The sequence below is a fragment of the Wocania ichthyoenteri Th78 genome, from assembly GCF_000789235.1.
Lineage (GTDB): Bacteria > Bacteroidota > Bacteroidia > Flavobacteriales > Flavobacteriaceae > Wocania_A > Wocania_A ichthyoenteri.
In genome coordinates, this window is the sequence record NZ_KN525716.1 from 3,470,487 (window position 1) to 3,484,598 (window position 14,112).

At 33.1% G+C, this 14,112-nt stretch carries 11 protein-coding genes; 7 read left to right on the forward strand and 4 right to left on the reverse strand.

The genetic code is table 11. From position 1 onward, the window contains the following. The first annotated feature begins 7 nt into the window (after window positions 1-7). On the forward strand, window positions 8-844 hold the full coding sequence (locus RG22_RS15060) for a sterol desaturase family protein (protein ID WP_034044746.1): 837 nt from the start codon (window positions 8-10) through the stop codon (window positions 842-844). A gap of 43 nt (window positions 845-887) precedes the next feature. After that, a complete protein-coding gene (locus RG22_RS15065) occupies window positions 888-1,715 on the forward strand; it encodes a glycerophosphodiester phosphodiesterase family protein (protein ID WP_034046170.1) in 828 nt (275 codons plus the stop codon). Between the two features lie 74 nt (window positions 1,716-1,789). On the opposite strand, the gene RG22_RS15070 is transcribed toward RG22_RS15065, so the two are convergent. Next, window positions 1,790-3,040: an exo-beta-N-acetylmuramidase NamZ family protein gene (locus tag RG22_RS15070; protein ID WP_420804781.1), complete on the reverse strand. Its 1,251-nt coding sequence runs from the start codon at window positions 3,038-3,040 to the stop codon at window positions 1,790-1,792. A 56-nt stretch (window positions 3,041-3,096) separates the two neighbouring features. On the opposite strand from RG22_RS15070, the gene RG22_RS15075 reads away from it, so the two are divergent. Both RG22_RS15075 and RG22_RS15080 read left to right on the forward strand, forming a co-directional pair. Beyond that, window positions 3,097-4,332, forward strand: a complete 1,236-nt coding sequence (locus tag RG22_RS15075) for an ABC transporter permease (protein ID WP_034044750.1) — start codon at window positions 3,097-3,099, stop codon at window positions 4,330-4,332. Between the two features lie 283 nt (window positions 4,333-4,615). Then, entirely contained in the window at window positions 4,616-5,974 is a 1,359-nt protein-coding gene (locus RG22_RS15080) for a pyridoxal-phosphate dependent enzyme (protein ID WP_034044752.1), read from the forward strand. A 243-nt stretch (window positions 5,975-6,217) separates the two neighbouring features. On the opposite strand, the gene RG22_RS15085 is transcribed toward RG22_RS15080, so the two are convergent. The 3 genes from RG22_RS15085 to RG22_RS15095 form a co-directional block, all read right to left on the reverse strand. Beyond that, window positions 6,218-7,357: a PepSY-associated TM helix domain-containing protein gene (locus tag RG22_RS15085; protein WP_034044755.1), complete on the reverse strand. Its 1,140-nt coding sequence runs from the start codon at window positions 7,355-7,357 to the stop codon at window positions 6,218-6,220. 59 nt (window positions 7,358-7,416) lie between these two features. After that, window positions 7,417-9,840 carry a TonB-dependent receptor gene (locus tag RG22_RS15090; protein ID WP_034044758.1) on the reverse strand — a complete coding sequence of 808 codons (2,424 nt, stop codon included), beginning with the start codon at window positions 9,838-9,840 and terminating at the stop codon, window positions 7,417-7,419. Window positions 9,841-10,262: 422 nt separating this feature from the next. After that, window positions 10,263-10,634: a hypothetical protein gene (locus RG22_RS15095; RefSeq protein WP_034044761.1), complete on the reverse strand. Its 372-nt coding sequence runs from the start codon at window positions 10,632-10,634 to the stop codon at window positions 10,263-10,265. 130 nt (window positions 10,635-10,764) lie between these two features. Here RG22_RS15095 and RG22_RS15100 point away from each other — a divergent pair, with 130 nt between their 5' ends. The 3 genes from RG22_RS15100 to RG22_RS15110 are packed head-to-tail and all read left to right on the forward strand — an operon-like array spanning window position 10,765 to window position 14,109. Beyond that, a complete protein-coding gene (locus RG22_RS15100; RefSeq protein ID WP_034044764.1) occupies window positions 10,765-12,144 on the forward strand; it encodes an alanine/glycine:cation symporter family protein in 1,380 nt (459 codons plus the stop codon). Next, window positions 12,141-12,398 carry a DUF4212 domain-containing protein gene (locus RG22_RS15105; protein WP_034044767.1) on the forward strand — a complete coding sequence of 86 codons (258 nt, stop codon included), beginning with the start codon at window positions 12,141-12,143 and terminating at the stop codon, window positions 12,396-12,398. Before RG22_RS15100 ends, RG22_RS15105 begins: the two co-directional genes overlap by 4 nt. Window positions 12,399-12,417: 19 nt before the next feature. Then, window positions 12,418-14,109 carry a sodium:solute symporter family protein gene (locus RG22_RS15110; protein ID WP_034046171.1) on the forward strand — a complete coding sequence of 564 codons (1,692 nt, stop codon included), beginning with the start codon at window positions 12,418-12,420 and terminating at the stop codon, window positions 14,107-14,109. Window positions 14,110-14,112: the final 3 nt, after the last annotated feature.

The following is a 14,112-nucleotide window of genomic DNA, read 5'->3' on the forward strand; positions in this document are numbered from 1 at the left end:
CTTCCTATTGGAAACTTTATTGCAATATTTTGAAACTATTCCTCCGCTACATCGGGGACTAATAATTGTTGGAGGTTTAACTTTTTTCTGGCTTTTAGAAGGTGCGATGCCTTTGTTTAATTTCAATTATAAAAAATGGAAGCATGCCGTTCCCAACATATTTTTTACCATAACTACTATACTTGTTAATTTACCTATGGCATTTCTTTTATTAATGTCTGCAGATTGGGCAATCGCCAATAATTTCGGAATTTTAAATTGGTTACCAGACATGTCTTTGGGATTATATATTCTTTTAGGAGTGTTTTTAATGGATTTTTTCGGAGCCTATTTACCCCATTTAATTGAGCATAAAGTACCACCGTTGTGGATGGTGCATTTGGTACACCATTCCGATCATAAAGTGGATGCTACAACGGCTAACAGACACCATCCCATTGAGAGTATTATTCGTTACACATTTACGTTAATTGGTGTTATAGTTATAGGTGCACCAATTGGAATAGTTATGTTGTATCAGTCCTTATCAATTGTTGCTACACAGTTTAGTCATTCAAATATTAAGCTACCAAAAAAGGTTGACAAGTTAATAAGTTATGTGTTAGTATCTCCAGATATGCACAAGGTGCATCATCACTATAAAATGCCCTATACAGATTCTAATTACGGCAATATCTTTTCGATTTGGGATAGACTGTTAGGTACGTATATGGAATTAGATACAGATAAAATTGTTTATGGAGTTGATGTATTTCCAGATGAAAAAGAAAATAGTAATATTAAAGACTTGTTGAAACAACCGTTTCAAAAATATAGAAAACCAACATCCAAATTAGATGATTAATAAGTCTAGATTTATTTTAATTTTCTTTTTTTGTAATTTTCTTATGAATTGTAACGAATCAAAAACTATAGATATTCAAGGACATCGAGGTTGTCGTGGTTTGATGCCAGAAAATACCATTGAAGCTTTTAAAAAAGCCATCGAATTAGGCGTGCATACTTTAGAGTTAGATGTAGCAGTTTCAAAAAATAATATAGTAGTGGTTTCTCATGAACCGTTTATGAGTAGAACTATTTGTTTGGATGTGGAAGGTATAGAAATACCTAAAAAAGATGATAAAAAATACAATCTATATCAAATGACTTTTGATAGTATTAAGCAATTTGATTGCGGCACAAAACAACACCCTAAGTACCCAAATCAACAAAAAATAAAAACCTATAAACCTTCATTGGATGAGGTTATAAAAATTTCAAAACAGTTAAACTCGAAAATTAGGTTTAATATTGAAATTAAATTTAAGCCAGAATATGAAGGTGTTTTTACACCAAACCCGAAAGTTTTTGTGAGTTTAGTTTTAGATGTTGTTAATAAAAATAACATATTTAATGAAACCAATTTACAGAGTTTCGATTTAAATATTTTAGAAGAAATTAAAAAGCAGTCTCCTAAAATGAAAGTAGCACTTTTGGTTGGTATAGAAGATGATATTTGGAGTAAAATAGCATCGATGAGTTATTTACCAGAAATTGTAAGTCCGTATTACAAACTTTTAGATTCTAAAATCGTTAGAAATTTACAGGCTGAAAACTTTAAAGTCATTCCGTGGACGATCAATAATAAAACTGATATGCAACAGATGATTGATTTTAAAGTAGATGGAATTATTACAGATTACCCAGATAGATTAATCCAAATTATTAATAAATAACAGTCACTTAGAGTGATTCCGATTTTTTTTTATTGGAATTGTACTTCGGCAAGCTCAGCTGAACTATAGAGAAGTTAATCATAAATCAAATACTTCACTCTAATCCTTTTAAAAGCAATTAAATCGCTTTGCCATGTTTCTTTAATAACTTCTTCGCTTAAACCAGCTTCAATTTGTTTTTGAAGTTTTTCAGTTCCAGCATGTTTTGTAAAGCCACTAGTAAGAAAAAATAGAGATTTATCAGTTGTGTTTTTATAAGCTTTTATAATCCATTTAAGTGTCATAATGCCCTTAATTTCTTCATCTTTTAAATCTTCTCCATAACAAAGTTCGTTTTTATGTTTAGGGATTTTAGCACCAAAATTAGTAACAGGCGTATAAGTAAACTTAAGATTTTCTTTGTCTAAAAAGGGTGCGCCATAGCGTTGAAACTGAAATTCCGTACCACGACCAGCATTTACATTTGTGCCCTCAAAAAGCCCTAAACTTGGGTATAGTTTTATAGATTGATCGTTTGGTAAATTTGGCGAAGGCCTTATTGGTAAGCTATAAAAAGTGTTGTGTGTATAATGCTTAACAGGTATGATGACGATATTACATTTTAAATCGTTTTCTAGCCATTTTTCGCCATTTATCATGTGTGCATATTCGCCAATAGTCATACCGTGTACTAACGGAATTGGGTGCATACCTAAAAAACTTTTGTTTTCAATCTCTAGAGTAGGGCCATCAATATAATGTCCATTTGGGTTCGGTCTATCAAATATTATAAGTGGGATTTCTGCTTCAGCGCAAGCTTCCATAACATAGTGCAATGTAGAAATATAGGTGTAAAAGCGAACACCAACATCTTGAATATCAAAAATCATAACATCTAAATCTTCAAGTTGCTGTTTTGATGGCTTTCTGTTTTTTCCGTGAAGTGAAATAAGAGGTAAATTGGTTTTAGTATCAATATCATCTTTAACATGCTCACCTGCATCGGCAGTACCACGAAATCCATGTTCTGGCGCAAATACTTTTTTAATATTAATATTTAAAGCCATTAAAGAATCAACTAAATGCGTGTATTCGTCATTGCGAGCCTGCACTGAGCGCAGTCGAGGTTTGGCAATCTGTTCGTTATCAAGTGCTTCATTTTTAAAAATAACAGAAGTCTGATTCGCAACAACACCAACACGTTTGCCTTTAAGTAATGGTAAATAGTTTTCAGTTTGATTAGCACCAACAATAATTTTTTTGTCATCCTGAACTTGGTTCAGAATCTCATTATGATTAGTACTCGAAGAATCTTTAGATCTCGATTTACTTCCACAAGAAATCATGATTAAAACAAATAATAAAACTGTATTTTTGAAAACATTAAACGACAACATATAAATTGAATTACGAGTTTTTTATAGCTAAACGCATTATTGGCAGTAAAGCGTATAAAAGTAGCATATCGGCTCCAATAATAAAAATTGGTATTGCTGCTATTGCTATTGGTATGGTGGTTATGATGATTGCTATTGCAACTGGCATAGGCTTACAACAAAAAATTCGTGATAAAGTAGTAGCATTTAACGGTCATGTTACTATAACAAATTACGATAGTAATAATTCGCAAGAAAGTGTATTTCCAATATCAAAAAAACAAGAGTTTTATCCAGAGTTTAAATCGGTTGAAGGCATCAGTCATATCCAAGCCGTAGCTACAAAATTTGGGGTTATTCGTACTGAAACCGATTTTGAAGGAGCAGTTTTAAAAGGCGTTGGAAACGATTATAGTTGGAGCTATTTTAAAGAATTTTTAATTGAAGGTAGATTGCCAGATTATAGTGGTAACCGAAACGAAGAAGTTTTAATATCGAAATATTTAGCAAACCGATTGCAGTTTAAATTGGGCGATAAATTTCAAATGATATTTAAAAAAGAAGACCCCAATAAACTCCCAAACATCATCACATACAACATTGTTGGTATTTATAACTCTGGATTTCAAGATTTTGATGCACAATATCTTATTGGGGATATTCGCCATTTACAACGTATCAATAAATGGAAAGACGACCAAATAGGCAGTTTCGAAATTTTTATAAACGATTATAGTGAGTTGCAAAGAAAAGGCATCGAAATTTATCAAAACACACCATCAACATTAAACACCCAAACCATAGTCGATAAGTATTATTCCATTTTAGAATGGATTAAAATTTTCGATAAAAACATATATGGCATCATCGGCATCATGATACTCGTAGCAGGCATTAACATGATAACCGCGCTACTCGTTTTAATATTAGAACGCACCCAAATGATAGGCGTTTTAAAAGCCTTAGGCAGTAACAATTGGAGCATCCGTAAACTATTTATTTATAACGCCTCGTACCTTATTTTTTTAGGATTATTATGGGGTAATATGTTAGGTTTAGGCATCTTATTTGCGCAAAAATACTTCAAAATATTTCCGCTCGATCCAAGCGTGTATTACGTGTCCGAAGCCCCAGTTTACATCAGTTTAAGCTACATCATCTTACTAAATATCGGCACACTCATTCTATGTTTGCTCATGCTTTTAGTGCCCTCGTACATCATAACAAAAATATCGCCAGTAAAAGCCATTCGGTTCGAATAATTAATTTGAGCGTTTTAACACGCTTTCACTACTTAACCTTTTTTGCAGAAAAAGCAAAAAAGATTTCAAACATTTAGCCAGCCGTGAGCACTGTCGAACCGTTCAATCCCTAACGCAAACTTGAATTCATATTAAAATTTTAGTATTAACATTAACTTATAAAAATAGTCGTAGCAAAACCTTAAATTTGCAGCTATGAGACGAGCTTAATTAAAGATTTAAAAATTGACTAAATATTTCAAAGGCGAACACATTTCACCTTTAAAAAAATATAAAACCAGAAATGAAATACGCTAAAAACATACTAGAAACCATTGGGAACACACCACTGGTTAAACTAAATATACTAACAAAAGACTTACCATGTTTGGTTCTGTCAAAATACGAAACCTTTAATCCAGGCAATTCTACAAAAGATAGAATGGCACTAAAAATGATAGAAGATGCCGAAGCCAACGGACGTTTAAAACCAGGCGGTACTATCATTGAAGGCACATCGGGCAATACAGGTATGGGATTAGCTTTAGCGGCTATTGTAAAAGGGTACAAATGCATCTTCGTCATTAGCGATAAACAGTCCAAAGAAAAAATGGATATTTTACGAGCTGTGGGGGCAAAGGTAGTGGTGTGTCCAACAAATGTTGAACCAACTGATCCACGAAGCTATTATTCGGTTTCAAAACGATTGAGCGAAGAAACACCAAACTCTTGGTACGTTAATCAATACGATAACCCAAGTAATGCGGCGGCACATTATGAAAGCACAGGTCCAGAAATATGGCAACAAACCGATGGTAAAATTACGCATTTTGTGGTGGGCGTTGGTACAGGAGGTACCATTTCTGGTGTTGGTAAATATTTAAAAGAGCAAAATCCAAATATTAAAATTTGGGGTGTAGATACTTATGGTTCGGTGTTTAAAAAGTACCATGAAACTGGAGAGTTTGATGAAAATGAAATTTACCCATACATCACCGAAGGTATTGGCGAAGATATTTTACCTGAAAATGTAGATTTTAGCCTTATCAATGGGTTTACCAAAGTAACCGATAAAGATGCCGCTATTTACACGCAAAAACTAGCCAAAGAAGAAGGGATGTTTTTAGGTAATTCGGCAGGTTCTGCTATAAAAGGCGTGTTACAATTAAAGGAACATTTTACAAAAGACGATGTTGTTGTGGTACTATTTCACGATCACGGAAGTCGATACGTTGGTAAGATGTTTAATGATGAATGGATGCGCGAACGCGGATTCATTGAAGACGAAAAAACCACAGCTGAAGATCTTGTTAAAAATACAGAAAATCAAGCCTTGGTAACCGTTAAAACAGAAGAGTTAGTATCGCATGCTATTGAGCGCATGAAAAAATATAAAATATCTCAAATACCAGTTGAAGATTCTACAGGATTTGTTGGTGCTATTGACGAAGCCGATCTGTTACGCATGTTTATTGAAAACAAAGATATTTCAGATTTACCAATAAAAGATGTGATGCATAAACCATTTCCGGTAGTAAGTAAAAACACAGCTATCGAAGATATTTCTAAACTATTTAATAGAGATAATAATGCGGTTTTAGTAAAATTAGAGGATGGTACACATCAAATTATCACGAAGTACGATATTATTAGTGTTTTGTAGTTAAAGGTAAGTTTTAAAGGTTTATTAAATAGTATTGTTCGTCCAGATCTTTGATTTTAAACACTTAACTTTCGGTTTGTTCAGTTTCTTTGGGTTTTTAATTTGTTCCAATTCAGATGGCACAGACTAAAGTTAATAGACAACTAACTTACTCAAAAGTTTTCTTATGCGATGTAATGGAACACTCTTTTTTGCTTGGGTGGTACCTTTGGCGTAAAAGTGTGTGGAATGGTAATTTATAGATTAAACTTCAATGCTTTCTAAAACTTTTTTCTTTTTATAATTTCGTCCGTACCATAGTAAAACTCCAGTTACAGGTAAAGTTGCGGTTAATAAGCTAACCAAAAAAGCAATAATTTTACCTGCGATTCCACCTATTGCCCCAATATGTATGTCATAATTCATTCGTTGAATTTTTTCGGCTATTTTTGCATTTTCGTATTTTCCATATATACTTGGTGTTTCAATTTCCTCTAGCGTGTTTTGGTCAAAAAAGCGAAAATCGGAATCATAGTAAAGATCTTTGCTGTTAGATACTTCAACGTAAATGCTTTCGTCTGCTGTTTGTGGGTAATGCAATTCAAATCCTTTAGCTTCTGGGTTTTCTTTTTGCAGTTTTACAATCAAAAAATCCATTGGAATTGTATTGCCATTTGCTATGTTTTCGCTCTGATTTTCAGGTATAATGAAACGCGCTTCTTTTTCGCCGCCTGTAGATTTGTAAACTACATATTTCAGCCAATTGTAAGACATCATTGAACCTGTAAAAGCCAAAATCAAAGCAAGAGAACAAATGTAAAACCCAATAACAGTATGTAAATCAAAATTTTTGCGTTTCCAACGTGTGGTTTTTTTCCAATCAAATTTTAAGCGTTGTTTTAGGTTTTTCCGTTTTTTAGGTAGCCAAATAATGAAACCAGAAATGATAATGAGAATAAAAATTAAAATGGAAACACCAACAACCTGTTCGCCAATGGTTTTAGGAAGCCAAAGACGCATATGACCTTTTAAAATGAAAGCAAAAAATCCTGAAAAATGGTCATCGACTTGAATTACTTCTCCTGAATATGGATTTAAAAATACACTTTGATAAAATTCAGGTTCTGCATCATAAAAAATAACTTCGATTGCGTCGTCAGCTTTTTTAAATACAGTTCCGTGAACTGTATTATTTGGGAATATTTCTTGTGCTAATTGTTTTGCTTTTGTTGGTGTTAAAATAGGCTTGTTTTGTGGCGTTACCGTTTTGTAATCATCATAGAGACTTTCAATTTCATCTCTAAAAGCCCAACAACAACCGGTTATAGCTACAATAAAAACAACTAAACCTGTCGCTAAACCTAAATATTTGTGTAATTGAAAAATAATTTTTTTAGTGGTCATTATTTTAAATTTATAAAAAAGAGCAACCTTTTAAAAAGTTGCTCCTTAACTTGGACTAATTAAAACTTATATGAAATGTTTGCAAATAAAGCTCTTGGCATTTGAGGATTGATTGTTGTCCAACCCTTATAATACTCTTTGTTAAATGCATTATTTAGCTTTAGACCTATTCTATACTTCTCTGCTTGATAAAAAACTGAAGCGTTTACAATCGTATAACTCGGTAAAATAAAATCGCCTGTTGATGCATAATTTATTGCAAAACGTTCACTTGCTCCGTTAAATCCAAAACCAAGACCAAAACCTTCTAAACTGCCTTCTTGGAATTCATAGTTTGCCCAAAAATTATATAACGTTTCTGGTCCAGCTTCAAGTGGTCTTCTGTTTAAAATTTCTGTATTATCTGATTCAGAAGTTTCACTATCATTATTGCTATAACCTGCTCTGATATTTAAACCTTTAATTGGATTAGCGTTTATTTCAATTTCAAATCCTTTGCTTACAACTTCTCCACCTTGTATTTTGTTGAAAGGTGAAGATGGGTCAGTAATTACACGGTCTTTTACTTTAATATCATAATAGCTAATCGTTGCATTTAGTCTGTTATTAAAAAGATTAGTTTTTATACCAAATTCCATTTGATTTGCCTGTTCTGGGTCAAAGGTTTGTAAAGTTTGCGGACCATCATCAGGATTTCCAACCAATTGAGGTGCAACATTTGTAAAACCATTTTGGTAGTTTCCAAAAACAGATAATTTATCTTTTATGGGTTGATAAACAATTCCGAATTTTGGTGATAAGGTAGTTTGGTCATAATCATCATCAGGATTTGCTAAATCTCCTTCATTATCAAAGCGGTCTAAACGTAAACCAACCATTGCCGAAAGATTATCGGTAATATTTAGCACATCGGACACATACAAACTATATATGTGATATTTTGATTTTACATTACTAACACCTTGCGATGCTAATACTGCATCTACACCAGAAGTTGAAAGTGGAAACGTATCGGTTTCTACATCTGCTGTAAAAGGGTTATCTCCATTTGCACCTCCATTTGGTGTTACATTGCCGTAAAAGGCATATCCTGTGCTATTGTTGGTTTGTGTTTCATTAAAATAGTCAAGACCAATCACAACTCTATTTCTTAATGATGCAATTTTGAAGTCGCCAATAAAGTTTTGTTGAATATCGGTTGTTTGTGTATTGGCATTTTGTTTATTGATAAATCTTGAATATGTATTTGCTTCTAAAATTTCAAAATCAAATAAGTAGGAATAATAGCCTTTTGTTGATGTTGAACTTTTAGAAAGTAAGGTTTGAGATTGCCAAGTATCGGATAATTTATAATCCATTTCAATTCTGTAATTCTGTGTTGGGTTTTGTAAAGTTAAATCGTTGCTTGTAAACGATAACTTGTTATTGTAACCCAATTCATCAAGATTTGAAGCCGCTGTCGGCGCACTTCTGTTTAAGAATAAAAAGGTTGGATTGGTTTGTTCTGCTTGTGTAATTTCTCCATAAAAAGAAAAAGAAAGTCTGTTATTTACTTTATACGATAAAGACGGTGCTACAAAAAAAGATTTTCTAAAACCAGCATCTTGAAAACTTTGCTCAGAAGTGTAAGCTGTATTCAACCTAAAATATAAATTATCTTCTTTACTCAACGCCGTATTAAAATCGCCCACAATTTGATTAAGTCCATAAGTTCCAGAAGTAAAGGATAATTCTCCACCTGTTCCAACATACGGTTTCTTTGTTACAACATTTATTAGCCCACCATAAGAACTTACTGCATTACCAAATAAAGTGGCAGAAGGTCCTTTTAGTACTTCAATACGTTCAATGTTTGCTGGGTTAATTGTTCCGTTTGTTAATCCGGGTAAACCGTTAACTAACTGTGGTTGCACAGAAAAACCACGAAGCGAATAATAACCAGCCCCATCACCACCTCTACCGGTTGAAGACCAAAGCTGTTCAATACCAGTAGCATTTTTTAAGGCATCATCAAAGTTTGTAACTACTTGTGAGTTTAAAAGTTCATTTGTAATTGTGCTATAAACTTGTGTGTTTTCAATATCTTTTAATGGAAGTTTAGAAACATAAGCAGTCTTTTTTCTAGAAAATTTATTACGACGTTCTCCTTTAACAATAACTTCACTCAAAATTTCATTTCCTTCATACAGTGTTATTGTTTCTAATTTTATGTTTTGATTGTTTGTTATAGAGATTGTAACTTCTCTTGTTTTAAAGCCTAAATATGAAACTGAAAGTACGTAATTTCCGTTTTCTAAATTACTGATTTCAAAATCTCCATTTTCGTTAGTTTGTGTTCCTTTTGAAGTATTTTTCAGGTAAACGTTTACTCCTAAAAGCGGTGTTTTATTATTGTCTGTAACAGTTCCTAATATTGTTCCGTTTTGTGCAAATACTAAATGAGTTATAAGAAATAATGTTAAGATTGGTAATAGATTTTTCATTTGTTTTTATTTAGACTTAATATAAATAGTGAATTTTTGACAAATATATATTCGTCTTTTGATATATGCAATTTATTTAGAATAAATCTAAATAATAATTTTTAAGAGATTGATTTTCTGTTATTAGCAGCTTGTTTTTTTATTTTGAAGACGAAAAGTAGCAAAGGCTAAGAAATTATCTCGCAGAGTATTTTTTTTTGCTCTTGCGGGAATTTAGCACTAAATTTTCTGAAAACTTTTTAAGAGAAGAACATTCCAAATAAGCCCTTTTCTACAGGTTTTTGATGTTCTGAATGTGATTTTTATATGGTGAACAACGACTTGATATGTAATAGTTTTAATGTTTTATATCTAATATTAAACAAATTAGCTAATTTGTTTTTACAAAATTAAGTAATTGAAAATCAAAGTAATTATTTAATCTATTTATGTTTTTTCCTAGGTTTACTAGGTTTTGCTAAAGGATTAAAATCTAAGCATAAATCTAAATAACGAGATAAATCAACTTCGGTATCAAAACCACCAGGTGTAACAAAAATATATCCACGCATAGGGCGACCTGTAAAATCCATTGGTAAACAATGTGTATTGTTTATCTCGTTTGCATAAGCTGTTTCACCAATTCTAGCCATAAGCAGACTGTCTCCAAATTTTTTATCGGTATGAATACCACAAAGCATTTTGTTATCAACTTTAAAACACAAACCTCCCATCATTTTTAGTTCGGTAAAGGTTACTTGCTTTTCTTTTAGTAATTGTCGTATTCTGTCAGCTAAAAATTCTTCGTATGCCATTAAGTGGTTTTTAATAGTTACTAATTTAGACTAAAATTATTTTTATATCAATAGATTTTATGAAATTATAAACATTTTTAATAGTTTCACGCATCTTTCTTACATTAATAGTTTTAAACTAACTAATTATATGGAACAACTTAAACAACTAGCTGCCGATTTTTCTAGCGCAGTTTGGGGATTACCTTTACTTATTCTTCTTATTGGTGGTGGATTATATTTATTAATTCGGTCAAAATTTGGAACGTTTCGTTTAATTGGTCATGCTATTCAAGTGCTTCGTGGTAAGTACGACGATCCAAATGATCCTGGACAAATTAGCCATTTTCAAGCTTTAACCACAGCATTGTCTTCTACTATTGGTATGGGGAATATTGCTGGTGTTGCAGTGGCTATTTCTATTGGCGGTCCAGGAGCAGTTTTCTGGATGTGGGTTAGTGCCGTAGTTGGTATGTCGACTAAGTTTTTTACTTCAACTTTAGCTATTATGTTTAGAGGGAAAGATAGTAATGGTGAGTTACAAGGTGGTCCTATGTATTTTATTATGGAAGGTTTGGGGAAATCTTGGAAACCTTTAGCTGTTATGTTTAGTGTTTGTGGTTTGGTTGGTGCTTTGCCCGTTTTTAATGTTAATCAACTCACGCAAGCAGTTAATGATATTTTACTTGCACCTAATGGTGTTGAAGTTGGATTTACTTCTAATTTAATTGTTGGTTTGGTATTAGTTGGCATTACTGCTGTAGTTATTCTAGGTGGTTTAGGGCGTATTAGTAAAACAGCGTCTAAACTTGTGCCCTCAATGGTATTGCTTTATTTTGTTTCTGTTATGATTATTTTGGTTGTAAATATTGAAGTTGTCCCTAAATATTTCGCCATGATTTTTACTGATGCTTTTGCTGCTAATAATTTTAAAGGCGATGCTTTTTTTGGTGGTCTTGTTGGAGGATTGATTTTACTAGGAATTAAGCGTGGTGCGTTTTCAAACGAAGCGGGAATTGGTACGGCGCCTTTAGCTCACGGTGCTGCAAAAACCGATGAGCCTGTTCGCGAAGGTTTAGTGGCTATGCTTGGGCCAGCAATCGACACTTTAATTGTTTGTACACTTACCGCTTTAGCTATTTTAGTAACTGGTGTTTGGGAAACCACTTCAAATAATGGGGTGAGTTTAACAGCATCTGCTTTTGCAGAAGCTATGCCAGGGTTTGGTAAATATTTATTGTTAGTCTGTATTGCAGTGTTTAGTATATCTTCATTGTTTTCGTTTTCATATTATGGTTCAAAATGTTTATCGTTTTTAATTGGCGCAGATAAAATGCATTATTACAATTATTTTTATATCGCGAGTATTATTTTAGGAGCTACAATGACGTTAGATATGATGATAAACCTTATTGATGGTGTATTTGCTTTAATGGCTATTCCAACCATGTTATCTACTATAATATTAGCTCCAAAAGTTGTAAAAGAATTAGCAGCATATAAAGCACGTTTAAAAGAAAATAAATTATGACCAATCAAGAAAAACCCAAAGCATACTGGAAAGAAAACATCAAAATTGTACTCATACTTTTAACCGTTTGGTTTTTGGTGTCTTTTGGGGCTGGTATTATATTCAAAGATGTTTTAAATGACATTAAAATAGGCGGATTTAAACTCGGGTTTTGGTTTGCACAACAAGGCTCGATGTATGTGTTTGTCACCCTTATTTTTATATATGTTAGATTAATGAATAAATTGGATAAAAAATATGGTTATGATGAATAGTTTATTGATAGCAGAACAGATAAGCGTTCAAAATTGGACCTATATTTTAGTTGGCATTACTTTTACTTTATACATTGGTATTGCTATTTGGTCTAGAGCAGGATCTACAAAAGAATTTTATGTTGCTGGTGGAGGTGTTTCACCTTTAGCAAACGGTATGGCGACAGCTGCCGATTGGATGAGTGCTGCCTCTTTTATTTCTATGGCAGGAATTATATCCTTTGCAGGGTACGATGGTGCAGTATATTTGATGGGTTGGACAGGTGGCTATGTTCTACTTGCATTATTGTTAGCACCTTATTTGCGAAAGTTCGGAAAGTTCACGGTACCAGATTTTATAGGTGATAGGTATTATTCAAATACAGCACGTACTGTTGGTGTTTTTTGTGCACTTTTAGTGTCGTTTACTTATGTAGCAGGACAAATGAGAGGCGTAGGATTAGTGTTTTCTCGTTTTTTAGAAGTCGATATTAATACTGGTGTTATTATTGGGATGCTTATTGTTTTGTTTTATGCTGTTTTAGGAGGCATGAAGGGGATTACATATACGCAAGTTGCACAATATTGCGTATTGATATTTGCATTTATGGTGCCTGCTATTTTTATTTCCATTCAAATGACAGGAAACCCCATTCCTCAATTAGGGTTTGGTAGCGAGTTAGCCGATGGTTCTGGAACTTATTTATTAGATAAATTAGATGGATTAAGTACAGAATTAGGTTTTACTGAATATACCGAAGGCTCAAAATCTTTAATCGATGTATTTGCTATTACGTTAGCTTTAATGGTTGGTACAGCGGGATTACCACATGTTATTGTACGCTTCTTCACGGTAAAACGAGTTAAAGATGCTCGTAAATCAGCTGGAATTGCTTTGTTACTTATTGTAATACTTTATACAACGGCACCAGCAGTTGCTGTTTTTGCAAGAACAAATATGATTGAAACCGTTTCAAATCAACCTTATGCAAATGCACCTGAGTGGTTTAAAAAATGGGAGACGACAGGTTTAATCACCTTTACTGATAAGAACAATGATGGACTTATTCAATATGTAGCCGATAAGTCTAAAAATGAATTGGTGGTTGATAATGATATTATGGTATTAGCTAATCCAGAAATTGCACAATTACCAAATTGGGTAATAGCTTTGGTAGCAGCAGGAGCATTAGCAGCTGCATTATCAACAGCTGCAGGATTATTATTAGTTATTTCTTCATCTGTTTCTCATGACTTGATTAAGAAAATGATAAACCCAAAAATATCTGAAAAAGGGGAATTAATAGCGGCTCGTTTATCAGCGGTAGTTGCGGTTTGTGTTGCGGGATATTTTGGGATTAATCCTCCAGGATTTGTTGCAGCAACTGTAGCATTGGCATTCGGTTTAGCAGCGGCCTCATTTTTTCCAGCTATAATTTTAGGCATTTTTTATAAACGCATGAATAAAGAAGGTGCTATTGCTGGTATGGTTGTGGGAATCTTAACCATGCTATTTTATATGCTGAAGTTTAAATTTGACTGGTTTGGTGGTGGAGAAAAGACTGATTGGTGGTTTGGTATTTCACCAGAAGGATTTGGTACGGTAGCTATGGTCCTAAATTTTATAGTATCTATTACAATAATGAAGTTTACACCAGAGCCACCAAAAGATGTTCAAGAGATTGTTGAGAATATTAGAATACCAAGTGGAGCGGGAGAGGCTACGCATTAATTA